The organism is Azospirillum sp. BE72 (genome assembly GCF_031455875.1).
Taxonomy (GTDB): Bacteria; Pseudomonadota; Alphaproteobacteria; order Azospirillales; family Azospirillaceae; genus Azospirillum.
In genome coordinates, this window is record NZ_JAVDTO010000001.1 from 224,785 (window position 1) to 248,993 (window position 24,209).

Sequence of the window (24,209 nt, forward strand, 5' to 3'; positions counted from 1 at the left end):
ATGGAGCGACCCATCGAAGACATGCCACCGCCTCCCCAGCCCTGTAGGTAGATTATCCTACCATAGGGAGTGAAAGCTGCCAGCGGTTGAATGAACCATGACGGCGCAGGAGGGCGGGCGCGCCGAGTCCGGGCACACTGCGAGCGTCCCTTGCCGACCACCACGGGATGCACGCAACTCAGAGCGATATTAAGCCACTGGAATCATGGCATCCATTCGGCCGTCATTCCCGCGAAGGCGAAGGATGAGCGTCGACCAGCGCGATCTCGATCCGCTCCTTGCCCTTGCCGGTGTTGCGACGCTTGAGGGTCAGCGCGCCGATCTCGCCGGTCCGGCGCAGGTGCGTGCCGCCGCAGGGCACCCTGGCGAAGCCGGGGATCTCCCAGAAGCGACGCTCGGCAGCCTCGTCGCTGAAGCCGCTCAGGATGGGGGTGTCGGCGGCGACGATGCGCGCCGCCTCCGCGGCGAATTCGGGCAGCAGCGGGGTCAGCGGCTCGTTCCAGGCGAAGTCGATGCGCGCCTTGTCGGCGGCGATATGGGCGCCGACCTTGTGGATGCCGGGCAGGCGGCCCATCACCAGCTCAAGCACGATCTCGGCTGCGAAGTGCAGGCGCATCAGCCGATAGCGGCGCTCCCAGTCGATCTTCAGCGCGACGGCATCGCCGGGGGCGAGGCCGTGGCCGGGCGCAAGCCTGTAGCGGATCTCGCGACCGTCCTTGCGGGCCTCCAGCACCTCGAAGCCGCCGATCGTGCCGGCATCGCTCTCCTGCCCGCCGGAGAGCGCATAGAGGATGGTGGCCTCCAGCATAACCTCGTCGCCGTCGACCGCGGCTATGCGGCTATCCAGGCGGGTGCGGTAGGGATCGTCCCAGAACATCTTCCGGGTCATGGCGGACCTCGCGTACCGTAAGAGAACGATTTGTGTCGCGGATGGACGGTTCACCCCGCCGATCCGGCCGTACACTATATCCGATCCGATGAGATATCCGGAAAAGCACTGTCGCGCGGGCGCGGCAAATGCTTGCCCCGGCACAACCGGATGGCTTGCTATGGTCCAGGGTGGCAGGTCATGCTCACGCCCCCGCAGATTGCGTGTCCTGAAAGGTGCAGCCCGATGTCCGACCTGACTCTGGTGATGGGAAACAAGGCTTATTCATCCTGGTCGCTTCGCCCCTGGCTGGCGATGAAGCAGGCGGGTCTTGCCTTTGCCGAGACCGTCATTCCCCTGCGCCAGCCGGACACCGCCGCCCGGATCGCCGAGCATTCGCCGTCGGGCCGCGTGCCGTCCCTGATCCATGCCGGGCTGACCGTGTGGGATTCGCTGGCGATTTGCGAGTATGTGGCGGAACTGGCGCCCGAGGCAGGGCTGTGGCCGGCGGACCGGGCGGCGCGGGCGGTCGCGCGAGCGGTGTCGGCGGAGATGCATTCCGGTTTCGTCCCGCTGCGCACCAGCATGCCGATGAACCTGAAGAGCGACCGCAAAGGGCAGGGCATGACGGACGCGACCGCCGCCGACATCGCCCGCATCGAGGCACTGTGGGCCGATGTCCGCAGCCGCTTCGGCACCCCGGCGGGCGGGCCGTTCCTGTTCGGCGCCTTCACCATCGCCGACGCGATGTTCGCCCCGGTGGTGACGCGGCTGGAGACCTATGGCGTCGCGGTGTCGCCGGAGTCGCGCGCCTATATGGACGCGGTGCTGGCGCTGCCGGCGATGCGGGAGTGGATGGCGGCGGCCAAGGAAGAGCCGTGGGAGTTCGAGCCTTGAGCGCTGCCGGCTTCACCATCCGGCCGGCGGGGCCGGAGGATGCCGAGGCGGTCGGCGCGCTGCTCCGGGCCTCATACCCGCCGCTGATGGCCGCGGGCTATCCGGCGGACGTGCTGGAGCGCGCCCTGCCGGCGATGATGAAGGCCAACCCGCTGCTGCTGCGGTCGGGCACCTATCATCTGGCGGTGGCGGAGGACGGCGCCGTCATCGGTTGCGGCGGCTGGACCCGCGAGCCGCCGGGGCCGCCCTGCCAGCCGGTCGACCCGACGGTCGGACATATCCGGCATTTCGCCACCCATCCCGGTTGGTTGCGCCGGGGTGTCGGCAGCGCCCTTCTCGGCCGCTGCATCGCGGAGGCCAGGGTTGTCGGTGTCCGCCGGCTGGCATGCCTGTCGAGCCTCGTCGCCGAGCGGTTCTACGCCTCGGCCGGCTTCCATCCGGTTGGAAAGCGGTCGGTGATCCTGGCGCCGGGCGTCCAGTTCGACAGCATCGTCATGACGCTGGAACTGTCCTCGGCCGAAGGTTGACGCAACCCCGAATGAGAAACGGCGCGCCGTCCTGCCGGATGGCGCGCCGTTTTCATGTCCGTCCCTCGATTACCCCCTCTCCCGGGGGGGGGGGAGAGGGGATGCTCCGCTCCTTGTGGGAGAGGGTGAAGAGAGGGCAGCTTTACTCCGCCGGGATGGCGCGCGGCAGGGTCACCGGCACGGCCAGACGGTGCAGCATCTCCTTCGGGACCACCTGCCAGAAGTGGCCGAGCTCGCGCTGCCAGTCGTTGAGGATCTCGGCGGCGAAACGGCTCTGCGTCTCGGCGACATGCTCCTCGATCAGGGCGCGGAGCTGGGCCTCGTAATGGGGCACCTCGATCCGCTGGAAGATGACGCTTTCCTCGTTGATGTGCAGCGGCAGCGAGTCCTCCGGGTCGTACAGGTAGGCCATGCCCCCGGTCATGCCGGCGGCGAAGTTGTCGCCGACCTTGCCCAGGATGACCGCCGTGCCGCCCGTCATGTACTCGCAGCCGTTGGAGCCGCAGCCCTCCACCACCACGGTGGCGCCGGAGTTGCGCACCGCGAACCGCTCGCCCGCCTGACCGGCGGCGAACAGCTTGCCGGCGGTGGCGCCGTACAGCACCGTGTTGCCGATGATGGTGTTCTTGTTCGACTCCAGCGGGCTGCTGGTCGCCGGACGGACGACGATGGTGCCGCCCGACAGGCCCTTGCCGACATAGTCGTTGGCGTCGCCCATCACCTCCAGCTTGATGCCCTGGACCGCGAAGGCGCCCAGCGACTGGCCGGCGGTGCCGCGCAGGCGGACGGTGATGTGGCCGGGCTGCAGCCCGAACATCCCGAACTTCCGCGTCACCATCGAGGACAGCCGCGTGCCGATGGCGCGCTGCGTGTTGCGGGCGTTGTAGGCGAGCTGCATCTTCTCGCCTTCCTCGAACAGCGGGCGGGCATCGGCGACGATGCGGGCGTCCAGCGTGTCCGGCACCTCGTTGCGGCCCTGCAGCGTGCAGTAGCGCGCGTTTTCGCCCGGATCGACCTGAGCCAGCAGCGGGTTGAGGTCGAGGTCGTCGAGATGGGCGCCGCCGCGGCTGACCTGGTGCAGCAGGTCGGTGCGGCCGATCACCTCGGTCAGCGAGCGGAAGCCCAGCTTGGCGAGGATCTCGCGGACCTCTTCGGCCAGGAAGGTGAAGAGGTTGACGACCTTCTCCGGCGTGCCGACGAACTTCTCGCGCAGCTTCTCGTCCTGGACGCAGACGCCGACCGGGCAGGTGTTGGAATGGCACTGCCGGACCATGATGCAGCCCATGGCGATCAGGCTGGCGGTGCCGATGCCGAACTCTTCCGCGCCCAGCATGGCGGCGATGACGATGTCGCGGCCGGTCTTCAGGCCGCCGTCGGTGCGCAGCCGCACGCGGTGGCGCAGCTTGTTCAGCGTCAGGACCTGATGCACCTCCGACAGGCCCATCTCCCAGGGCAGGCCGGCGAACTTGATCGAGGTCTGCGGGCTGGCGCCGGTGCCGCCGGAGTTGCCGGAGATCAGGATGATGTCGGCGTTGGCCTTCGCCACGCCGGCGGCGATGGTGCCGATGCCCGACCGGCTGACCAGCTTCACCGTGACCTTGGCGTCCGGGTTGATCTGCTTCAGGTCATAGATGAGCTGGGCCAGATCCTCGATCGAGTAGATGTCGTGGTGCGGCGGCGGGCTGATCAGCATGACGCCCGGCGTCGAGTGACGCAGCCGTGCGATCATCTCCGTCACCTTGAAGCCGGGCAGCTGGCCGCCCTCGCCGGGCTTGGCGCCCTGGGCGACCTTGATCTCCAGCTCGCGGCACTGGTTCAGGTACTCGGCGGTGACGCCGAAGCGGCCCGACGCCACCTGCTTGATGGCGGAGTTCCAGTTGTCGCCGTTCTTGTCGGGACGGAAGCGCGCCGGATCCTCGCCGCCCTCGCCCGAGTCGGACTTGGCGCCGATGCGGTTCATGGCGACGTTCAGCGTGCCGTGCGCCTCGGGCGACAGGGCGCCCATCGACATGCCCGGCGTGATGAAGCGCTTGCGGATGGAGGTGATGCTTTCCACCTCGTCCACCGGAACGGCGGCCTTGGTGGTGCGGAACTCCAGCAGGTCGCGCAGCTGCATCGGCGGCCGCTTGTTCACCTGCTCCGAATACTTCTTGAAGGTGGTGTAGCTGTCGTTGGTGACGGCCTGCTGCAGGGTGTGGATGATCCCACCCTCCCAGCCATGGCGGTCGCCCGACTTGCGGAAGCGGTAGAAGCCGCCGACCGGCAGCGGCAGCGCTTCGCCGGCATAGGCCAGCGCGTGCTGCTCCAGAACCTTCTTCTGGATGCCGTTCAGGCCGATGCCGGAGATGCGGCTGACCATCGCCGGGAAATGCTCGGCGACCAGGGCGCGGCTGAGGCCGATGGCCTCGAAGTTGCCGCCGCCGCGGTAGCTGCTGATGACCGAGATGCCCATCTTGGACATGATCTTCAGCAGGCCGTCGTCGATGGCCTTCTTGTAGTTCGTCATCGCCTTTTCCAGCGACAGCGAGCCGAGCAGGCCGCGGCGCTGGCGCTCGGCCACCGCTTCCTGCGCCAGATAGGCATTGACGGTGGTGGCGCCGACGCCGATCAGCACCGCGAAGTAATGGGTGTCCAGGCATTCCGCCGTGCGCAGGTTCAGCGAGGTGAAGGTGCGCAGGTTGGAGCGGATCAGGTGGGTGTGCACCGCACCGGTCGCCAGGATCGCCGGGATGGCGGCACGGGCCGGGCCCATCGCCTCGTCGGTCAGGATGACGTGGTTGGCACCGCCGCGCACGGCGTCCTCCGCCTCCTGGCGGATGCGGCGGAGCGCATCGCGCAGCGCGTCCGGACCGGCATTCACCGGGAAGGTCGCGTCGATCTCCGCCGCCGTCTCGCCCATATAGGCGCGCATGGCGCGGAATTCGGCGGTGGTCAGCACCGGGCTGTCGAGTTGCAGCAACCGGGTCTGGCTCTCATCCTCGTCCAGGATGTTGCCGAGGTTGCCCAGCCGCGTCTTCAGGCTCATCACCCGGCGCTCGCGAAGCGAGTCGATGGGCGGATTGGTGACCTGGGAGAAGTTTTGGCGGAAGAAGTGGTGCAGGCCGCGGTACTTGTCGGACAGCACGGCGATGGGGCTGTCGTCGCCCATCGAGCCGACGGCTTCCTTGCCGTCCTCCGCCATCGGGTGGAGGATCAGCTCCATGTCTTCCATGGCGAGGCCGAAGGCCATCTGGCGACGGCGCAGCTCCTCCTTCTCCATCTCCGACGCCTCGCCCTTCAGCGCGGCGGACTTGACCAGCTCGTCCAGATGCGTGGTGTTCTTGACCCACTGGCCCCAGGGCTTCTGGGTGGCCAGATGGTCCTTCAGCTCACGGTCGTTGAACAGCTTGCCGGCCTGGAGGTCGACGGCGATCATCTCGCCCGGGCCGAGGCGGCCCTTCTCGACCACCTGGTTCTCTTCGATCTTGACCATGCCGGTCTCGGACCCGCCGATGATCAGGCCGTCGGTGGTGATGGTGTAGCGCATCGGGCGCAGGCCGTTGCGGTCCATGCCGCCGACCACCCAGCGGCCGTCGGTCATGGCAAGCGCGGCCGGGCCGTCCCACGGCTCCATCACCGAATTGCAGTAGGCGATCAGGGCCTTGTGGTTGTCCGGCGTGGTCTGCGAGCTGGTCAGCGCCTGCGGCACCAGCATCATCTTGACCATCGGCGCGCTGCGGCCGGCGCGGACCATCACCTCGAACACGGTGTCGAGCGCGCCCGAATCCGACAGGCCGACGCCGATCACCGGCTTCAGGTCCGCCATGTGGGTGCCGAACACCGGATGCTCCATCCGGGTCTCGTGCGCCTTCATCCAGTTGACGTTGCCCTTCAGCGTGTTGATCTCGCCGTTGTGGGCGAGCATGCGGAAGGGCTGGGCCAGCGGCCAGGTCGGGAAGGTGTTGGTCGAATAGCGCTGGTGGTAGATGGCGAAGGACGACTCGAAACGGTCGTCGGTCAGGTCCGGGTAGAAGGTGGACAGCTGTTCGGCCAGGAACATGCCCTTGTAGATGATCGAGCGCGCCGACAGCGAGCAGATGTAGAAGTCGTTGATCTGCTCGCCATGCACCGCCTTCTCGATCCGGCGGCGGATTATGTAGAGGTCGAGTTCGAACTGCTCGTCCGACACGCCCTTGCTGTTGCCGATGATGATCTGCTCGATCTCGGGCCGGGTCGCGTTGGCCTTCTCGCCGATGATGTCGACGTTGATCGGCACCTGACGCCAGCCGTAGATGTAGTAGCCGAAGGCCAGGATCTCGGTCTCGACGATGCAGCGGCAGGCTTCCTGGGCGTCCAGGCTGATGCGCGGCAGGAAGACCTGACCGACCGCCAGATTGTTCTCCGGCGGGATGTGGCCGATGATCTTGACGTGGTCCTTGAAGAACTTCTGCGGCACCTGGACATGGATGCCGGCGCCGTCGCCGGTCTTGCCGTCGGCGTCCACCGCGCCGCGGTGCCAGACCGCCTTCAGGGCCTCGATGCCTTTCTCGACCACCGAACGGCGGGGCTTGCCGTCGATCGCGGCGATGAAGCCGACGCCGCAGGCGTCGTGCTCGTCGGCCGGATTGTAGGCGTGCGCAGTGGTCAGCGCCGCGGCGTTGGCGCGGAAATCGGCGACGAACTGCTCACCCTGGTTCAACTCGGTGGTCATGGAACGACCCTTTCACAGTCTGGACGTTGACCTGGGGGGCAGAAGGGATGGCCCCCTGGGGTAGACAAGGTCTTGGAGGCGGTGCCCCCACCCTAACCCTCCCCCGCTGGGCGGGGGAGGGGACTGCCGCTGCTCCGCCCCAAACTCCCTCCCCCGCCCAGCTCTCGCACAAAGCCTTGCTTTGTGCTGACGCGGCAGGCGGACCCTAGGTCCGCCGAGAGCGGGGGAGGGTAGGGGTGGGGGCACGGGTGAAGCGGTGGAAAGGAAGCTTTACTCGGCGGCCACGGCCAGCTTGGGCGCGCCGACGGTCTGGGCGTAGGCGTGCATCGCCTCGGCGGCGTCGCGGCCGTCGCGGATGGCCCACACCACCAGCGAGGCGCCGCGGACGATGTCGCCGGCGGCGAAGACGCCATCCAGGCTGGTCATCTTGGTGCGGTGGTCGACCAGCAGCGTGCCCCAGCGGGTGACGGTCAGGTCCGGCGAACCGAACATGCCCGGCAGATCCTCCGGCTCGAAGCCCAGAGCCTTGATGACGAGGTCGGCCGGCTCGGTGAACTCGGAGCCCTCGATCACCTGCGGGGTCTGGCGGCCGGTGGCGTCGGCGACGCCCAGATGGATGCGGACGGCGCGGACGCCGGTGACGACATCGTTGCCGGTGAAGGCCTCGGGAGCGGCCTGCCAGACGAACTCGACGCCCTCTTCCTCGGCATGTGCCACTTCGCGCTGCGAGCCCGGCATGTTCTTGCGGTCGCGGCGGTACAGGCACTTGACGGAGGTCGCGCCCTGGCGGATCGCCGTGCGCACACAGTCCATCGCGGTGTCGCCGCCGCCGAGCACCACCACCTTCTTGCCGGCGGCGTTCAGCGAACCGTTCTCATAAGCCTCGACGGAGTCGCCCAGGCCGACGCGGTTGGAGGTGGTGAGGTATTCCAGCGCCGGAACGATGTTCTTCAGGCCGGCGCCGGGGGCCTCGATGTCGCGGGCCTTGTAGACGCCGGTGGCGACCAGGATCGTCACATGACGCTCACGCAGCTCGGCCAGCGAGGCGTCGCGGCCGACCTCGAAGTTGGAATGGAAGATGACGCCGGCATCGGCCAGACGCTGGACGCGGCGGGCGACGACGTCCTTCTCCAGCTTGAAGCCGGGGATGCCGTAGACCAGCAGGCCGCCCATGCGGTCGTAGCGGTCGTAGACATGGACCTCGTAGCCCTTGGCGCGCAGCTCCTCGGCGGCGGCGAGGCCGGCCGGGCCGGCGCCGATCACGCCGACCGACAGGCCCAGCTCGCGGGCCGGCTTGCGCGGCTTGACCCAGCCGTTCTCCCAGGCGGTGTCGTTGATGTACTTCTCGACCGAGCCGATGGTGACGGCGCCGTGGGTCGACTGCTCGATGACGCAGTTGCCCTCGCACAGGCGGTCCTGCGGGCAGATGCGGCCGCAGATTTCGGGGAAGTTGTTGGTGGCCTGGGAGACCTCGTAGGCCTCCTCAAGGCGACCCTCGGCGGTCAGCTTCAGCCAGTCGGGGATGTTGTTGGAGACCGGGCAATGCACCTGGCAGAAGGGAACGCCGCACTGCGAGCAGCGGTTGGCCTGCTCGCCGGCGCGCTCGTCGCTGAAGCGGGCGTAGATCTCGGCGAAGTCCTGGCGACGGTCGGCGGCAGACCGCTTGTCGGGCATCTTCTGCGCGGTGTGCACGAAGCCCAACATTTTCTGGTTCGCCATGACGTCTGCTCCTTCGCTTCGCGGCCCCGTCGTCTGCTGCGGAGGCATCGCCTTGCTGGGCCTGACCGGGGGCTGCGGCGTTGGCCTACACCGACCGGCTGGGTTGAAATCGAACGTCCGCAAAGTGGCGGACGCTCGTCATATAACGCATGCGCGGGAGCGGCGGAAGCACAAAAGAACCGATAGGTCCGTTTTGTTGACCTTTTCCCCCGCAAGGCTGGAATGCGTGAGCGGTGCGGCATAGCGTCACAAAAACGAGACAGAAAATTAGTCCATAAATGAGACTATCTCGCAAATAGGGGTACCGACCCCTCGCCGTCGCCAAGCACCGGCACCGCCTGCTATAAGCACCGCAACATCCAACCGTGCCGAAGGCTCCGTGCCACGATGATGATCGATCAATATCTGGACGCCACCCTGATGGGGCTGGTGGAGGGGCTGACCGAGTTCCTGCCCGTCTCCTCGACCGGTCACCTCATCATGCTGGACGAACTGCTGGGCTTCCAGGGTCCGCCCGGCAAGGTGTTCGAGGTGGTGATCCAGCTCGGCGCCATTCTCGCGATCTGCGTGGTCTATTTCCAGCGGCTGTGGCATGTCGCCACAGGGCTGAAGGACGATCCCGGCGCGCGGCGCTTCGTGATGGCGGTGCTGATCGGCTTCCTGCCGGCGATGGTGCTGGGCGCCGCCCTGCACGGCGTCATCAAGACGCTGCTGTTCAACCCGACGGTGGTCAGCATCGCCCTGATCCTGGGCGGTGTCGCCATCCTGCTGGTGGAGCGGCTGATCCCGGTCGCCCGCTATCACAAGATCGAGAATTTCTCCGCCCCGCTGGCGCTGAAGATCGGCTTCTGCCAGTGCCTGGCGCTGGTGCCGGGCGTGTCGCGGTCGGGGGCCAGCATCCTGGGCGCCCTGCTGATGGGCGTCGACCGCAAGGCGGCGGCCGAGTTCTCCTTCTTCCTCGCGGTGCCGACGATGGCCGGCGCCACCGCCTACGACCTCTACAAGAACTGGTCGGTGATGAACCTGGACAGCGGCCTGCTGATCCTGGTCGGCTTCGTCACCGCCTTCATCGCCGCCGCCTTGGTGGTGAAGACGCTGGTCGACTTCGTCGGCCGCTACGGCTTCACCCCCTTCGGCTGGTACCGCATCGCCATCGGCACCGGCATGCTGGCCTTCCTGTATCTCTAAGCGTCATACCGGCTGCCGCGGCACCGCCCGCGCCGCGGCGATGGCCACGAACAGGGCGAGCACGGCGATCAGCGCGAAGGCGGTGGCGAGGCTGGTCGCCTGGGCGATGAAGCCGACCAGCGGCGGACCGGCAAGCACGCCGGTGTAGCCCATGGTCGACACCGCGGCGACGGCATGGTCGGCGTGGCCGCTGTCCACCGCGCCCGCCGTGCTGAACAGCACCGGGACGATGTTCGACAGCCCGATCCCGGTCAGCCCGAACCCGGCCATCGCCAGCAGCGGCGATCCATCCGCCACCACACCGGCCGCCAGGACGAGCCCCAGTCCGGCCGCGGCCAGCAGCCCGCCGCCGCTCATCAGCGTCGCCCCGCCGAAGCGGTGGCGCAGCCGGTCGCCGCTGAAGCGTCCCGCCGCCATGGCGGCGCAGAACACGCCGAACCCCATGCCGGCGAGCGAGGCCGGGGCGCCGAGATCGTCGCGCAGATGGATGGCGCTCCAATCCAGGATGGCGCCCTCGCTCATGAAGGACAGGGCGGCGAGCAGGCCGAGCAGCAGCGTCTTGCGGTCGGGCAGGACCAGCCCGCCGGTCGAGGCGTTGCGGTCGGGCAGGAAACGGCCCTGCAGCGCGAGGAACAGCGCGACCAGCCCGACCGACACCAGCGCGGCCTGCGCCGCCGGCGCCATCAGCGGCAGCAGCAGCCCGCCCAAGCCGGCGCCCGCCAGCCCGCCGAGACTCCACATCCCGTGCAGCGAGGACATGATCGGCCGGCCGAGCCGCCGCTCCACCAGCGCGCCCTGCGCGTTCATGGCGACGTCCATGGTGCCGCCGGATGCGCCGAACAGCGCCAGCACGATGCACAGCGTCACCACGTCGGGCACAAGTGCCGGCAGGGGCAGGAACGCGGCGAACAGCAGGGCGGTCACCCGCGTCACGGGGGCGCTGCCCAGCCGTCCCAACAGCGGACCGCTGGCGATCATCGCGGTCAGTGCGCCGACGGCAAGGCAGAGCAGCGCCACCCCCAGCACGGCGGGGCTGAGGTCGAGCCGGTTCTTCAGCAACGGGATCTGGGTCGCCCAGACGCCGAAGACGGTGCCGTTCAGGAAAAAGGCGGTGACGGTCGCCCAGCGCGCGGCGGCGGCCTGCTCCACCACCCGGCCCGCGCCGCCGCGGATATCCTCTGCCCCTGTCATCACCCGTCCCGTCTCTGTTGAACTGCCGACATGACGGCGGCCAGCGGGGAAATCAAGCAGGGAAGGGGCAGGCGTGCCATGCCGCAACCGGGCGGAACCCTGCGGAAGCTCTCAGTGCCGCCACATCTTGGCGGCGGACAGCAGCAGGATCGCCGACAGGACCGGCAGCAGGACCGACTCCGGCACGACGCCCAGCAGCCGGCCGCCGATGAAGGCGCCGGCCGCCGATCCCGCCGCCATCAGCAGCACGAACCCGCGGTTGCGGGCCAGCACCGACAGGCTGCGGTCGCGGGCGTAGCGGGAGAAGCCGGCGATCATGGTCGGCAGGCTGATCGCCAGGGACAGGCTGCCCGCCAGCTTGACGTCGACGCCGAATAGCAGGACCAGCGTCGGGATCAGCAACTCGCCGCCGGCCACGCCCAGGATGGAGGCGACCACGCCGATGGCGAAACCGGCGGCGGTCCCGGCGGCGACCAGCGCCAGCCCGTCCAACGGCGGTCCGCCGCCTGCGGCACCGTGGCCGAACAGCAGGGTGCCGGCGATCAGTATGAGAAGCAGGGCGATCACCCGGTGCAGCCGGGCAGCGTCCATCCGCATCGCCCAGCCCGCCCCGATCCAGGCGCCCAGCAGGCTGCCGGCCAGCAGGTTGAGGATCACCGTCCCGTTGGCGGCGACGAGGCCGAGGGGGACCGCTCCGGCCCGGAAGGGAAGGGCGGCGGCGACGACGACGAGGCTCATCGCCTTGTTCAGGATGACGGCGTCGAGCACGGCGAAGCGGAAGGCGCCGACCAGCAGGGGAAGCCGGAACTCGGCCCCGCCCAGCCCGATCAGGCCGCCCAGCGTGCCGATGACGGCGCCGCCGGCGAAGGAGGCAAGCGCACGCAGCCTCGTCACCACGAAAGCTCCAATGCGAAAGCCCCGGCGCGGGGGCCGGGGCTTTCGGCAGTCACGGAACCGGTCCCGCCGCTTAGTGCGCGTTGCCGGTCAGGCTGTTGTACTTGCCGCCGACGATGAAGCGCGACAGGTAGGTCGGCAGGATCACCTCGCAGGTGGCGAGCTCGGTGATGCCCAGATCCTTGAAGCCGAGCGCGTCCGGAGAGACGACGTTGTCGCGCCTCAGCAAGGCAACCTGATCGCGGGTCAGCGCCGGGGCCAGCACCGGGATCTTCTCCAGGAGGCCGGCCAGCGATTCGGCGATGTTCCAGGGGACCGTCACCAGCGGGCGGTGGCGCAGGATGTCCTTCTGCGTCAGCTCCAGCAATTCGCGGAAGCTGTAGACGCGCGGACCGCCCAGCTCATAGGTCTTGCCGCGGCTGCCGTCGTTCGCCAGCGCGGCGACGACGGCGTCGGCCAGATTGCCGACATAGACCGGCTGGAAGCGGGTCTTGCCGCCGCCGATCAGCGGCAGGGCAGGGGCCTTCTGCGCCATCGCGGCGAACTTGTTGAAGAAGTTGTCCTCCGGGCCGAAGACGATGCTGGGGCGCAGGATCGTCGCCGCCGGGAAGGCGGACAGCACCGCCTGTTCGCCGGCCGCCTTGGACCGGGCGTAGGAGGAGGGGGAATTGGCGTCGGCGCCGATGGCCGAAATCTGGATCAGCCGGTTGACGCCGCTGGCGGCGGCCAGACGGGCGATGCGGGCCGCGGCATCGACATGCACGCCCTGGAAGCTCTGGCTCCCGCGCTCGTACAGCACGCCCAGCAGGTTGATGACGACGTCCGCGCCCTGCACGGCGCGGGCGACCGACTCGTCCTTGGTGCAGTCGGTGGCGAAGGGGACGATCTGGCCGACGGCGCCGGCCGTCTTCAGGAACGTGGCCTTGCCCGGATTGCGGGTGGCGATGCGGATGAGGGCGCCGGACTTGGCGAGGCGCCGGATCAGGTGGCGGCCGATGAAGCCCGAACCGCCGAACACCGTGATAACCTGAGTGCGATAGGACATCGACCGTCTCCCGTGTCGTTGCGCGCCGTAACCGGGGCTTTCACGCGGCGGTTCTCCCGCCGTTGCCGCGCGCCCCCGCGCGTCGTCCGACTGTGTGTCGCCATGAGGACTGCTGGAACTGCGGGCATGCTTATAGCGAATGGGCCGCCGCCAATCTAGGGACTGCATTGCCGCGGCGACCGGCCGCGCGACGAAAACCCGCGATGCGACAAAAAAATGAAGGGGTCGGAAAAAAGCTGTTGACGCCCCTCGGCCGGATCATTAAACAACCGCCCACACACCGAGCACCGAGCCCAGGTGGCGGAATTGGTAGACGCGCAGGTTTCAGGTACCTGTGGCAGAAATGTCGTGGAAGTTCGAGTCTTCTCCTGGGCACCATTTCTTTCTACCCGGCTGCGCCGCATGCACAGCTCCTTCGATCGAGAGGGAGGCAGTGCAGAGCGGCGTTCGTCGTTTCTAGGGTCCGTGGCCGGGGGCCTGACCACCCGGGAAGCGACCATGCCCATCGACCTTCATGACGGCGACCTCCCCGACGGCCTCGACCTCGCCGCCGGCGCCCGCGACAACTGCGTTGCCATCGACACCGAGACCATGGGGCTGAACCCCCACCGCGACCGCCTCTGCCTCGTGCAGCTGTCGGCCGGCGACGGTGCCGTCCATCTGGTGCAGTTCCGTCCGGGCCAGTACGAGGCGCCGAACCTGAAGCGCCTGCTGACCGATCCCGGCGTGACCAAGCTGTTCCACTTCGCCCGCTTCGACGTGGCGGTGATGAAGGCCTATCTGGGCGTCGACTGCCGGCCGGTCTATTGCACCAAGGTGGCCTCCAAGCTGGTCCGCACCTTCACCGACCGCCATGGCCTGAAGGATCTGTGCAAGGACCTGCTGGGGGTGGAAATCTCCAAGCAGCAGCAGTCCTCCGACTGGGGCGCGCCCGAGCTGACCACCGACCAGATGAAGTATGCGGCATCGGACGTGCTGCACCTCCATGACCTGAAGGCGAAGCTGGACGTCATGCTGGCGCGCGAGGGGCGCACCCATCTGGCCCAGGCCTGCTTCGACTTCCTGCCGGCCCGCGGCGAACTGGACCTCGGCGGCTGGGAAACCCCGGACATTCTGGCGCACTGATCGCAGACTTTGTCGGAGCTTGAAGGGGGGTGAAGCCCCTCTCCCTCGATGGGAGAGGGGTTGGGGTGAGGGTGGCGCCGGCAAAAGCCGGCCAGAAGTCTGCTTCCGCCCTTGCAGGCCGGACAGCACCCCTCACCCCAACCCCTCTCCCGCAAGGGGAGAGGGGCTTTCCAAGCAGGAAAGCTCGGGCTGCTCGCCTCCCCTGACCGGCCGTGGATTTGACCCGGCGTCCGGGGGTGGGCATACTGCTTGACGCGCCTGCCGGGAGCCCTCCGGGCGGGCGCGTGTTTGTGAACGGCCTGCCTATCGGGCCTTTTGAATGGAAGGCATGACAGCCTTGACCAGCGTTATCACGTCCAGCCTGACCGCCAACCTGTCCGGCGGCTCCGCCGCCTCGACGGAGTCGAGCGCCGTGGAGAACCGCGACCTCGCCTGCGCCACCCGCGTCCTGCGGACGGAGGCCGATGCGCTGGTGGCGCTGGCGGACAGCCTCGACGGCGCCTTCCTGCGGGCGCTCGACCTGCTGCACGGCATCGAAGGCCGCGTGGTCGTCACCGGCATGGGCAAGTCGGGCCATGTCGCCCGCAAGATCGCCGCGACCATGGCTTCCACCGGCACGCCGGCCTTCTTCGTCCATCCGGGCGAGGCGAGCCACGGCGACCTCGGCATGATCGCGAAGAACGACGCCGTGGTGGCGCTGTCCAATTCGGGCGAGACGCACGAGCTGGCGGACATCATCGCCTTCACCCGCCGTTTCGGCATCCCGCTGATCGGCATGACGCGCCGGGCCGCCTCCTCGCTGGCCGAGCAGTCGGACGTGGCGCTGATCCTGCCGCCGGTGCCGGAGGCCTGCCCGCTGGGTCTGGCGCCCACCACCTCCACCACCATGATGCTGGCGCTGGGCGACGCGATCGCGGTGGCGCTGCTGGAGCGGCGCGGCTTCTCCGCCGCCGATTTCCGCGAGTTCCACCCCGGCGGACAGCTGGGCCGCGCCCTGCTGAAGGTGACGGACATCATGCACAGGGGGGATGATTTGCCCCTGTGCCGCCTTGACTCGCCGCTGTCCGACGTCATCTTCGAGATGACGGCCAAGCGGCTCGGCTGCGTCGGGGTGACCGACGAGGCTGGTGCGCTGGTCGGAATCATCACCGACGGCGACGTGCGCCGTCATCTGACGCCGGAGCTTCTGGCAGAGCGCGCCGACAGCATCATGTCGCCGCGGCCAAAGACCATCCGCCCGAAGGCGTTGATCGTCGAGGCGCTGCGGGAGATGAACGAGAAGAAGATCACCACCCTGTTCGTGATCGAGGACGACCGGCCGCTGGGCATCGTGCACATCCACGATTGCCTGCGCGCAGGTGCCGCCTGACCGCGTTCTTGTCCATTATGGAAGCCAAGCGCCGAGCCGGAGGGACAGAGAGTTGAGCCTGGACGACCTGCGCAGCCCCGACCGCACCGGAACCGCCCCGCCTGCAGCACCGTCTGCAGCCGGGCAGGACCGCCGCGCGTCCGCTCCTGCCCATGGCCCGGCGGAGCCGCCGGCCGTGCTGCGCGCGCACCGGCGGCGCGACACCCGTCCGGTCAGCCGGTTCCACAGCCGTTTCGTCTCGGCCCTGAAATTCGCGCTTCCGGCGGCTGCGCTGGCGATGATGGCGCTGCTGGCCGCCTGGCCGTCGCTGAACAGTCCGCCGACCCCGCGCATCTCCGCCGATGCCGGGCAGAGCGAGATGCTGAAGCCGCGCTACTTCAGCCTGGACGAACACAACCAGCCCTTCTCGCTGGTGGCGGCCAAGGCCGACAAATCGACCGACCAGCCCGACATCGTCCTGCTGGACGACCCGCAGGCTGAGATGACCGAGAGCACCGGCACCTGGGTGACCATGCGGTCCGACAAGGGCTGGTACAACCAGGTCACCGGCATCCTGCTGATGCGGGGCAACGTCCATGTCCTGCGCGACGACGGCAACGAGTTCACCACCAGCGAGGCCGAGGCCGACATCCGCAAGGGCAACGCCTGGGGCGACCAGGCGGTGGCCGGCCAGGGCCCGCAGGGCGAGATCAACGCCAAGGGCTTCCGCATGACGGACCGCGGCAAGAATGTCGTCTTCCTCAACCAGTCGAAGGCCGAGGTCCAGGCCGCCGAACGCCCCGGGAGCAAGAAGCCGTGACGTCCAAACGGTCGCCGTCCAGAACCGTCTTCTCCCTCTCGGCGATTCCGGCCGCCGCGGCGCTGGCCGCGGGGCTGCTGCTCGCCGCTCCCGCCATGGCCCAGGGCCTGCCCGGCATGGGCGGCAAGCAGCCGGTCGAGATCAACGCCGACCAGGCGATCGAATGGCACCAGGACGTGCGCGCCTATGTGGCGCGCGGCAACGCCTCGGCCAAGCGCAACGACTCGACCGTCTTCGCCGACGTGCTGACCGCCTATTACCGCGAGGTGCCCGGCAAGGGGAACGAGGTGTTCCAGCTGGTGGCCGACGGCAATGTCCGCATCGTCAGCCCGACCCAGCAGGTGTTCGGCGACCATGGCGTCTATGACGTCGACAAGCAGGTCGCCGTCGTCACCGGCAAGGATCTGAGGCTGGTCACCACCAAGGACGTGATCACCGCCCGCGACAGCCTGGAATATTACGAGGCGCGCGAGCTGACGGTGGCGCGCGGCGACGCAGTGGCGGTGCGCGGCACCGACCGGCTGCGTGCCGACGTGCTGATCGGCCGGCTGAAGAAGCTGCCGGACGGCACCACCCAGATGGAGCGGATCGACGGCTCCGGCAGCGTCATCGTCACCACGCCCAGCGATGTGGCGCTGTCCGACAAGCTGGTCTATTCGGTGGCCGACAATGTCGCGGTGCTGATCGGCAATGTCCGGATCACCCGCGGCGACAACCAGCTGAACGGCGAAGCCGCCGAGATGAACATGAACACCAAGATCAACCGCGTCATTGCCGGCCGCGATGCCGGCGGCCGGGTCAGCGGTCTGCTGATTCCCGCCGAGAAGGCCGGCGACCAGCCCGGCGCGGCAGGCAAGAAGCCGTGACCGTGCTGACCGCCAACGGACCCGGCGCCGCTCCCGCCGGCAGCATTTCCGCAGCCGCCGCCCCGACCGAGGGGCTGGTGGCGCAGCATCTCGGCAAGTCGTTCAAGAAGCGGCCGGTGGTGCGCGACGTCTCGATCAGCGTCCAGCGCGGCGAGGCGGTGGGGCTGCTCGGCCCCAACGGCGCCGGCAAGACCACCTGCTTCTACATGATCACCGGCCTGATCGCCGCCGATTCCGGCACGATCACGCTGGACGGCCAGGACATCACCGCGCTGCCGATGTACCGGCGCGCCCGGCTCGGCATCGGCTATCTGCCGCAGGAAGCCTCGATCTTCCGCGGCATGACGGTGGAGAACAACATCCGCTCCGTGCTGGAGGTGGTGGAGAGCGACCGCGACGCGCGCGAGGCGATGCTGGACGAACTGCTGGCCGAATTCTCGGTCACCCATCTGCGCCGCTCGCCTGCGCTGGCGCTGTCGGGCGGCGAGCGGCGGCGTGTTGAGATCGCCCGCGCCCTGGCCGGACAGCCGCACTTCATCCTGCTGGACGAGCCGCTGGCCGGCATCGACCCCATCGCGGTGAACGACATCCGCGAACTGGTCGGGCATCTGCGCGACCGCGGCATCGGCGTGCTGATCACCGACCACAACGTGCGTGAAACGCTCGACCTCGTCGATCGGGCATATATTTTGCACGATGGTGTGGTACTAATGGAGGGACAACCGGACGAGATCGTGGCGCACGAGGGCGTGCGCCGGGTCTATCTCGGCGACCGGTTCAGTCTGTAGCCCTCCGTTTCCACTGGTCCCGGTTCCACAGCCATGGCGCTTGCTCAACGTCTCGACCTTCGACAAGCCCAGACACTGGTGATGACGCCGCAGCTGCAGCAGGCGATCAAGCTGCTGCAGCTGTCGAACATCGAACTGTCGGACTTCGTCGACCGCGAGATCGAGCAGAACCCTCTGCTGGAGCGCGACAGCGGCCCCAGCGACGGCGGCAGCGACCCTGTGGGCGATGGGGCCGGCGGCGAGGCGCCCGGCGGGCTGGACGGTCCCGGCGGCATGGAGGCGAACGGCCTCAGCATCGACGGGCTGAACGGCCGCGACGACGGTCCCGGACTGGCCCCAAGCGACGGGCGCACCCGCGACACGGTGGAGATGACGTCCTCCGACACGTTGGCCTCTTCGTCCGAGGCGCCGCTCGACACTGATTTCGAGAATGTCTACGGCGACGACCGCTTTTCCGACGGCTCGGACGGCGGCAGCGAGGTCTACGGCTCCTACGGCGAGCGCGGCGGCCGCAGCGGCTTCGACGACGACGACAGCAACCTCGAAGCGACGCTGACCAGCGAAAAGAATCTGCGCGACCATCTGACCGAACAGCTGAAGATCGACCTGCCCGATCTCGGCGACCAGCTGATCGGGCTGGCCCTGATCGACATGCTGGACGAGGCCGGCTGGCTGGTCGGCTTCGACGCCCAGGCACTGGCCGAGCAGCTGGGCTGCGGGGTGGACCGGGTGGAGCGGGTTCTGGCCGCCTGCCAGCGCTTCGACCCGCCCGGCATCTTCGCCCGGTCGCTGAAGGAATGCCTCGCCATCCAGCTGCGCGAGAAGAACCGGCTGGACCCGGCGATGGCGGCGCTGCTCGACAATCTGGAGCTTCTGGCCGCACGCAACCTGCCGGCCATCATGAAGGTCTGCGGCGTCGATGCCGAGGATGTCGCCGACATGGTCGTCGACATCCGCAAGCTGAACCCGAAGCCGGCGCTGGCCTTCGACCACACCCCGGCCCAGCTGGTCACCCCCGATATCCTGATGCGCGCCAACCCCGGCGGCGGCTGGCTGATCGACCTGAACCCGGACACGCTGCCGCGGGTGCTGGTCAACCACCGCTATTTCGCCCGCATCTCCGACAGCGCCAAATCCAAGGCCGACAAGGAATATCTCTCCGAGCGGTTCCAGTCGGCGAACTGGCTGGTCAAGTCGCTGCACCAGCGCGCCACCACCATCCTGAAGGTGGCGAGCGAGATCATCCGCCAGCAGGACGCCTTCTTCATCCATGGCGTCTCGCACCTGCGGCCGCTGATCCTGCGCGACATCGCCGAGGCCATCGGCATGCATGAGAGTACCGTCAGCCGCGTCACCACCAACAAGTTCATGGCGACTCCGCGCGGCGTCTTCGAGCTGAAATACTTCTTCACCTCCGCCATCCAGGGTGCGGACGGCCAGGCTGCCCATTCCGCGGAAGCGGTTCGGCACCGCATCAAGACGATGATCGACGCCGAGAAGCCGGACGACGTGCTGTCGGACGACAAACTGGTGGAGATTCTCCGTGCCGAAGGGATCGACATTGCACGAAGGACTGTCGCGAAGTATCGTGAAGCGATGAAAATACCGTCATCGGTGCAGCGACGCCGTGCCAAGATGTCACGCATGTAGGCAGGTCGGGCGGGGGAGGGCTCGATTGACAGTCCGATAGCCCTTGCCTATCGTCCCGGCCCGCACGCGGTGGACCGCATCTCCACACGTCGTCTCTACACCGTCCCCAGCGGACCAATTTTTTGGAAACGTTCCACCATGCAACTCACCGTCAAAGGCAAGCAGCTCGACGTGGGCGACGCTCTGCGCACCCATGTGGCCGATAGCCTGAGCGCCGTCGTCGGCAAGTACTTCGACAAGCCGATCGAAGCGACCGTGATCCTGACCAAGGACGCGCACCTCTACAAGGCCGACATCCAGGCCCATGTGGGCCGCGGCATCATGCTGCAGAGCGCCGGTGACGCCACCGAGCCGTATCCGGCCTTCGACATCGCCTGCGAAAAGCTGGCCAAGCGCCTGCGCCGTTACAAGCGCCGCCTGCGCGACCACCACGCGGCCGAGAACGGCGCCGCCATGCCCGCGAACTACCGCGTGCTGGAGGCCGATGCCGACGAGCAGCATGACGAGGTCGAGACGGTTGCCGACGGCGCCCACCAGCCGATGGTCGTGGCGGAGATGGAGACGAGCATCGCCACCCTGTCGGTCAGCGAGGCGGTGATGCGCCTGGAACTGGCGCAGGCCCCGGCCCTGATGTTCCACAACGGTGCGCATGGCCGCCTGAACATGGTCTATCGCCGCGCCGACGGTAACATTGGCTGGGTCGATCCGGCGGAGAAGGCCGGCGCCTGACGGCGCCGACCCGTCCCCCTGGTCAAGAAGCGTCATGCTCGACCTCATCTCTCCGCACGCCATCCTCCCGAACCTGAAGGCCAGCAACAAGAAGCAGGCCCTGCAGGAGATGGCGCGCAAAGCGTCCGAGCTGACCGGTCAGCACGAGCGGGCGATCTTCGACGTGCTTCTGGAGCGCGAAAGGCTGGGCACGACCGGCGTGGGCCATGGCATTGCCATCCCGCACGGCAAGCTATCCAGCCTGGACCGCGTCCATGGCGTCTTCGCCCGCTTGGAGCGGCCCATCGATTTCGACGCGATCGATGAGCAGCCGGTCGATCTGATCTTCCTCCTCCTCGCCCCGGAACAGGCGGGAGCCGACCATCTGAAGGCTCTGGCCCGCGTCTCGCGCCTTCTGCGGGACCAGTCCATGTGCGAAAAGCTGCGCGGCGCCCAATCCGGCGACGCGATGTACGCGCTCCTCACCCAGCACGAGCCGAGCCCGTCCAACTGACGGACCGCCAGTGCGGGAACAGGATGCTGAAAGGGCCGTTGCACGGGCTGTGCGCGGCCCTTTTTCTTTCGGGCCGGATGCACCAAGTGGTGTGGGGCCGGGTGGGCTGGTACAATGCCGGCAAGCCGACACGACCGACGGGGGCCAAGGCCATGGCGGGCATATCGCGCAAGCCGTGGATTACGCCGCAGGACTATCTCGCCGCCGAGCGGACGGCCGAAGTGCGCCATGAGTATGTCGACGGCGAGATCTTCGCCATGGTCGGGGCGAGCCGCCGGCATGCGACCATCGTCGGCAACCTGTTCGTCGCCCTGCGGCAGGCCGCCCGCGCCCGCGGTTGCCAGGCTTGCGCCAATGACGTGAAGGTCCGGGTCGAGGCGGCGAACGCCTTCTACTATCCCGACCTCGTGGCGACCTGTGCCGGCGGCGGCGACGATCCCTATGTCGTCAAGGATCCGGTCCTGGTGGTGGAGGTGCTGTCCGACAGCACCGAGGCCATCGACCGGCGGGAGAAGCGGACCAACTACCAGAAAATCCCGTCTTTGCGCGAAATCGTCCTGGTCTCGCAGACCGAACGTCAGGTCGAGGTGTATCGCCGTGACGGAGCCGGCTGGACGGTCGATATGGTGCGCGAGGGTCCGGTCATGCTGGCCGCGTTGGACCTGACCATTCCTCTGGAGGCGGTGTACGAGGACTGAAAGCGAGGCCGTGCTTTGTAAAGCCGCACTCTCTTCGGCCGTCATCCCCGCGAAGGCGCTACGGGATGCACAGATCTCGCGCTTGCGGAAAAGCATGCAGCTTGGCGTCGAGGAAAGCCCCTCGCCCCTTGCGGGAGAGGGGTTGGGGTGAGGGGTCGTGTATCTAATTTCCACCGGCTTCCAGCCGGTCGCACCCCTCATCCCAACCCGCGGGTCGGCAAAACGCCGTTGGCGTTTGGCCGATCCCGCCCCTTGCGGGGAGAAGTGCTAATCGCTACCGGAGGCTGCTGTTCTTTCGCAGATGCGAGATGTGTGCATTCCATAGCGCGAAGGCGGGGATCCAGCAGGCTCCGCAATCAAGCGGCTGAGACGGCTGGATTCCCACCTTCGCGGGAATGACGGCCGAGGCGGTGAGGTTCCGGCCGCAGCTCCGGCCGCATTTCTCCCTCAACCCCGCTCCGCCCAGCCCATGTAGTTCACGTCCAGGTCGCGCGCGTTCAGGCGGAACTCGTCGCTCAGCGGGTTGTACGTGATGCCGGTCAGGTCTCGTACGCTCAGCCCGTACGTGCGTACGGCGGCGTTCAGTTCGGACGGGCGCAGGAACTGGCGCCAGTTGTGGGTGCCGCGCGGCAGCCAGCGCAGGATGTACTCCGCCCCGACGATGGCCAGCGCGAAGGATTTCGGCGTGCGGTTCAGCGTCGCCAGGAACAGGACGCCACCGGGGGCCAGCAGGTCGGCCAGCGACTTCACGAACAGGTTCACGTTGGCGACATGCTCGATCACCTCCATCGCCAGCACCACGTCGAACTTTTCGCCGCTGGCGGCGAGAGCCTCGGCGGTGGTGGCGCGGTAGTCGACGGTCGTGCCGGTCTCGGCGGCATGGGTGGCGGCGGTCTTGATGTTCTTCTCCGACGCATCGACGCCGACCACGCTGGCGCCCATCCGCGCGATCGGTTCGGCCAGCAGGCCGCCGCCGCAGCCGATGTCGACCACGCGCAGGCCCGCCAGCGGATTGGGCACCAGCGGGTCGCGGCCCAGCCGCTTGCAGACGCTGTCGCGGATGTAGGTCAGGCGCAGCGGGTTCAGACGGTGCAGCGGCTTGAACTTGCCAGTCGGGTCCCACCACTCGGCGGCGATGGCGGAGAAGCGGGCGACATCCTCCGGGTCCACGGTTCCACCCCCAACTCCACCCGCCGGAGCGGTTGCGGACGCATGCGGGAAGGCGGAGGATGAGGCGGTCATGGTGAAAATCCGTAAACAGGGTGGCGGGACGGGTGCGGGCAACTTGCCTCGCTTCCACTGACGGAGTATGGATACGCCGCCCCGCGCCGGCAACGGTGGAGCGGGGGTGCGCTCCGCCGACCCGCATGATCCAGATGTCATGACCGGGCGGCCAGACATGGTGTGAGGTATGGCGCGGATCGTCCTGAAGTTCGGAGGCACGTCGGTCGGCGACATCGACCGCATCAAGAACGTGGCCCGGAAGGTCGAGCAAGAGGTGAAGGCGGGGCATCAGGTCGCCGTCGTCGTGTCGGCGATGTCCGGCGTGACCAACCAGCTCGTCAAATATTGCAACGACATCGACAAGCTGCATGACGCGCGCGAATACGACGCCGTCGTCGCCAGCGGCGAGCAGGTGACCTCCGGTCTCCTGGCCGTCGCCCTGCAGTCGCTCGGCATTCCCGCCCGCTCCTGGGCGGGCTGGCAGATTCCGATCCGCACCGACGACACGCACGGCAAGGCGCGCATCGTCTCCATCGACACCAGCGAGATGGAAAAGTCCCTGCAGACCGGCGAAGTCGCCGTGGTCGCGGGCTTCCAGGGCGTGTCGAACGAGGGGCGCATCACCACGCTGGGCCGCGGCGGTTCCGACACCTCGGCGGTGGCGCTGGCGGCGGCGGTGAAGGCCGACCGTTGCGACATCTACACCGACGTGGACGGTGTCTACACCACCGACCCGCGCATCGTCGCCAAGGCGCGCAAGCTCGACAAGATCACCTACGAGGAAATGCTGGAGATGGCCTCGCAGGGGGCCAAGGTGCTTCAGACCCGCTCTGTCGAGATGGCGATGAACCATCGCGTGCGCGTGCAGGTGCTGTCCAGCTTCGAAGCGGCGGCGGGCAGCTCGCTTCCCGGAACCCTGGTTGTTGACGAGGACGAGATCGTGGAAAAGGAAGTTGTTAGCGGCATCGCCTACAGCCGCGACGAGGCGAAGATCACCCTGGTGGGCGTCGCCGACCAGCCGGGCGTCGCCGCCGCCATCTTCGGTCCGCTGACCGACAACGCCGTCAACGTCGACATGATCGTCCAGAACGTGTCGGAAGACGGCAAGTCCACCGACATGACCTTCACCGTCGGCAAGGCCGATCTGGCCCGCGGCGTGAAGGTGCTGGAGGACGCGCAGTCCACCCTGAACTACAAGCGCATCGTTTCCGATGCCAACGTGGTCAAGGTGTCGGTCATCGGTGTCGGCATGCGCAGCCACGCCGGCGTCGCCCAGCGCATGTTCAAGGCGCTGGCCGACAAGGGCATCAACATCCAGGTCATCTCGACTTCGGAGATCAAGATTTCGGTCCTGATCGCCGAGGAGTATGCGGAGCTGGCGTTGCGCGCCCTGCACACCGCCTACGGCCTGGACGCCGCCTGAGTGCAGGTGGGGACCCGGGTGCCGGG

20 protein-coding genes and 1 tRNA gene are annotated in these 24,209 nt (G+C 67.9%); 14 read left to right on the top strand and 7 right to left on the bottom strand.

The genetic code is table 11. The features are described 5' to 3' along the window. Positions 1–223: 223 nt before the first annotated feature. Positions 224–889, bottom strand: a complete 666-nt coding sequence (locus J2Y49_RS01120) for an alanyl-tRNA editing protein (RefSeq protein ID WP_310111137.1) — start codon at positions 887–889, stop codon at positions 224–226. A 225-nt stretch (positions 890–1,114) separates the two neighbouring features. Between J2Y49_RS01120 and J2Y49_RS01125 the strand changes: the two genes are divergently transcribed. After that, a complete protein-coding gene (locus tag J2Y49_RS01125; RefSeq protein ID WP_310111139.1) occupies positions 1,115–1,765 on the top strand; it encodes a glutathione S-transferase family protein in 651 nt (216 codons plus the stop codon). After that, positions 1,762–2,292, top strand: coding sequence for a GNAT family N-acetyltransferase (locus J2Y49_RS01130; protein WP_310111141.1), 531 nt, complete (start codon positions 1,762–1,764; stop codon positions 2,290–2,292). Before J2Y49_RS01125 ends, J2Y49_RS01130 begins: the two co-directional genes overlap by 4 nt. A 142-nt stretch (positions 2,293–2,434) precedes the next feature. Here the strand turns inward: J2Y49_RS01130 and gltB are convergent, their stop codons facing one another. Both gltB and J2Y49_RS01140 read right to left on the bottom strand, forming a co-directional pair. Then, positions 2,435–6,982 (bottom strand): glutamate synthase large subunit, encoded by a 4,548-nt coding sequence (gene gltB / locus J2Y49_RS01135; protein WP_310111144.1) that lies wholly within the window; start codon positions 6,980–6,982, stop codon positions 2,435–2,437. A gap of 270 nt (positions 6,983–7,252) precedes the next feature. Continuing rightward, entirely contained in the window at positions 7,253–8,701 is a 1,449-nt protein-coding gene (locus J2Y49_RS01140) for an NAD(P)-dependent oxidoreductase (protein WP_310111146.1), read from the bottom strand. A 387-nt stretch (positions 8,702–9,088) separates the two neighbouring features. Here J2Y49_RS01140 and J2Y49_RS01145 point away from each other — a divergent pair, with 387 nt between their 5' ends. Beyond that, the gene (locus tag J2Y49_RS01145) at positions 9,089–9,889 is read left to right on the top strand and encodes an undecaprenyl-diphosphate phosphatase (RefSeq protein WP_310111147.1); all 801 of its coding nucleotides are present in this window, start codon (positions 9,089–9,091) and stop codon (positions 9,887–9,889) included. Positions 9,890–9,892: 3 nt separating this feature from the next. Here J2Y49_RS01145 and J2Y49_RS01150 read toward each other — a convergent pair whose 3' ends face one another. The 3 genes from J2Y49_RS01150 to J2Y49_RS01160 all read right to left on the bottom strand — a co-directional run bounded on the left by J2Y49_RS01150 (position 9,893) and on the right by J2Y49_RS01160 (position 13,019). Next, a complete protein-coding gene (locus J2Y49_RS01150; protein WP_310111149.1) occupies positions 9,893–11,080 on the bottom strand; it encodes an MFS transporter in 1,188 nt (395 codons plus the stop codon). A 111-nt stretch (positions 11,081–11,191) separates the two neighbouring features. After that, positions 11,192–11,974 (bottom strand): sulfite exporter TauE/SafE family protein, encoded by a 783-nt coding sequence (locus J2Y49_RS01155; RefSeq protein WP_310111150.1) that lies wholly within the window; start codon positions 11,972–11,974, stop codon positions 11,192–11,194. Between the two features lie 73 nt (positions 11,975–12,047). Then, positions 12,048–13,019, bottom strand: a complete 972-nt coding sequence (locus J2Y49_RS01160) for a complex I NDUFA9 subunit family protein (protein WP_310111152.1) — start codon at positions 13,017–13,019, stop codon at positions 12,048–12,050. A 291-nt stretch (positions 13,020–13,310) separates the two neighbouring features. On the opposite strand from J2Y49_RS01160, the gene J2Y49_RS01165 reads away from it, so the two are divergent. The 10 genes from J2Y49_RS01165 to J2Y49_RS01210 all read left to right on the top strand — a co-directional run bounded on the left by J2Y49_RS01165 (position 13,311) and on the right by J2Y49_RS01210 (position 21,536). Continuing rightward, positions 13,311–13,397: transfer RNA gene (locus J2Y49_RS01165), tRNA-Leu, on the top strand. A 120-nt stretch (positions 13,398–13,517) separates the two neighbouring features. After that, complete coding sequence (locus tag J2Y49_RS01170; RefSeq protein WP_149223856.1) at positions 13,518–14,144, top strand: ribonuclease D; 627 nt, start codon at positions 13,518–13,520, stop codon at positions 14,142–14,144. 328 nt (positions 14,145–14,472) lie between these two features. Further along, positions 14,473–15,513, top strand: coding sequence for an SIS domain-containing protein (locus J2Y49_RS01175; protein ID WP_409017766.1), 1,041 nt, complete (start codon positions 14,473–14,475; stop codon positions 15,511–15,513). A 52-nt stretch (positions 15,514–15,565) separates the two neighbouring features. After that, on the top strand, positions 15,566–16,312 hold the full coding sequence (gene lptC / locus J2Y49_RS01180) for an LPS export ABC transporter periplasmic protein LptC (protein ID WP_310111161.1): 747 nt from the start codon (positions 15,566–15,568) through the stop codon (positions 16,310–16,312). Beyond that, complete coding sequence (locus tag J2Y49_RS01185) at positions 16,309–17,178, top strand: LptA/OstA family protein (protein ID WP_310111163.1); 870 nt, start codon at positions 16,309–16,311, stop codon at positions 17,176–17,178. The genes lptC and J2Y49_RS01185 overlap by 4 nt, the downstream gene beginning before the upstream one ends. Positions 17,179–17,183: 5 nt before the next feature. Next, positions 17,184–17,966 (top strand): LPS export ABC transporter ATP-binding protein, encoded by a 783-nt coding sequence (gene lptB / locus J2Y49_RS01190; RefSeq protein WP_409017796.1) that lies wholly within the window; start codon positions 17,184–17,186, stop codon positions 17,964–17,966. Between the two features lie 33 nt (positions 17,967–17,999). Beyond that, positions 18,000–19,616 (top strand): RNA polymerase factor sigma-54, encoded by a 1,617-nt coding sequence (gene rpoN / locus J2Y49_RS01195; protein ID WP_310111166.1) that lies wholly within the window; start codon positions 18,000–18,002, stop codon positions 19,614–19,616. Between the two features lie 138 nt (positions 19,617–19,754). Continuing rightward, complete coding sequence (gene hpf / locus J2Y49_RS01200; protein WP_014249031.1) at positions 19,755–20,345, top strand: ribosome hibernation-promoting factor, HPF/YfiA family; 591 nt, start codon at positions 19,755–19,757, stop codon at positions 20,343–20,345. Positions 20,346–20,379: 34 nt separating this feature from the next. Next, on the top strand, positions 20,380–20,838 hold the full coding sequence (gene ptsN / locus J2Y49_RS01205; protein WP_014249030.1) for a PTS IIA-like nitrogen regulatory protein PtsN: 459 nt from the start codon (positions 20,380–20,382) through the stop codon (positions 20,836–20,838). Between the two features lie 152 nt (positions 20,839–20,990). Continuing rightward, entirely contained in the window at positions 20,991–21,536 is a 546-nt protein-coding gene (locus J2Y49_RS01210) for a Uma2 family endonuclease (RefSeq protein WP_310111172.1), read from the top strand. A gap of 447 nt (positions 21,537–21,983) precedes the next feature. Here J2Y49_RS01210 and ubiG read toward each other — a convergent pair whose 3' ends face one another. After that, positions 21,984–22,778 (bottom strand): bifunctional 2-polyprenyl-6-hydroxyphenol methylase/3-demethylubiquinol 3-O-methyltransferase UbiG, encoded by a 795-nt coding sequence (gene ubiG / locus J2Y49_RS01215; RefSeq protein ID WP_310111175.1) that lies wholly within the window; start codon positions 22,776–22,778, stop codon positions 21,984–21,986. 169 nt (positions 22,779–22,947) lie between these two features. Here ubiG and J2Y49_RS01220 point away from each other — a divergent pair, with 169 nt between their 5' ends. After that, positions 22,948–24,183, top strand: a complete 1,236-nt coding sequence (locus J2Y49_RS01220) for an aspartate kinase (protein WP_310111178.1) — start codon at positions 22,948–22,950, stop codon at positions 24,181–24,183. Positions 24,184–24,209: the final 26 nt, after the last annotated feature.

Excerpts from the sequence above, each read along its gene's own strand:
- J2Y49_RS01120 (WP_310111137.1), bottom strand. The coding sequence starts at position 889 with ATGACCCGGAAGATGTTCTGGGACGATCCCTACCGCACCCGCCTGGAT.
- J2Y49_RS01125 (WP_310111139.1), top strand. The coding sequence starts at position 1,115 with ATGTCCGACCTGACTCTGGTGATGGGAAACAAGGCTTATTCATCCTGG.
- gltB (WP_310111144.1), bottom strand. The coding sequence starts at position 6,982 with ATGACCACCGAGTTGAACCAGGGTGAGCAGTTCGTCGCCGATTTCCGC.
- J2Y49_RS01140 (WP_310111146.1), bottom strand. The coding sequence starts at position 8,701 with ATGGCGAACCAGAAAATGTTGGGCTTCGTGCACACCGCGCAGAAGATG.
- J2Y49_RS01145 (WP_310111147.1), top strand. The coding sequence starts at position 9,089 with ATGATGATCGATCAATATCTGGACGCCACCCTGATGGGGCTGGTGGAG.
- J2Y49_RS01150 (WP_310111149.1), bottom strand. The coding sequence starts at position 11,080 with ATGACAGGGGCAGAGGATATCCGCGGCGGCGCGGGCCGGGTGGTGGAG.
- J2Y49_RS01160 (WP_310111152.1), bottom strand. The coding sequence starts at position 13,019 with ATGTCCTATCGCACTCAGGTTATCACGGTGTTCGGCGGTTCGGGCTTC.
- J2Y49_RS01170 (WP_149223856.1), top strand. The coding sequence starts at position 13,518 with ATGCCCATCGACCTTCATGACGGCGACCTCCCCGACGGCCTCGACCTC.
- J2Y49_RS01175 (WP_409017766.1), top strand. The coding sequence starts at position 14,473 with ATGACAGCCTTGACCAGCGTTATCACGTCCAGCCTGACCGCCAACCTG.
- rpoN (WP_310111166.1), top strand. The coding sequence starts at position 18,000 with ATGGCGCTTGCTCAACGTCTCGACCTTCGACAAGCCCAGACACTGGTG.
- hpf (WP_014249031.1), top strand. The coding sequence starts at position 19,755 with ATGCAACTCACCGTCAAAGGCAAGCAGCTCGACGTGGGCGACGCTCTG.
- ptsN (WP_014249030.1), top strand. The coding sequence starts at position 20,380 with ATGCTCGACCTCATCTCTCCGCACGCCATCCTCCCGAACCTGAAGGCC.
- J2Y49_RS01210 (WP_310111172.1), top strand. The coding sequence starts at position 20,991 with ATGGCGGGCATATCGCGCAAGCCGTGGATTACGCCGCAGGACTATCTC.
- ubiG (WP_310111175.1), bottom strand. The coding sequence starts at position 22,778 with ATGACCGCCTCATCCTCCGCCTTCCCGCATGCGTCCGCAACCGCTCCG.
- J2Y49_RS01220 (WP_310111178.1), top strand. The coding sequence starts at position 22,948 with ATGGCGCGGATCGTCCTGAAGTTCGGAGGCACGTCGGTCGGCGACATC.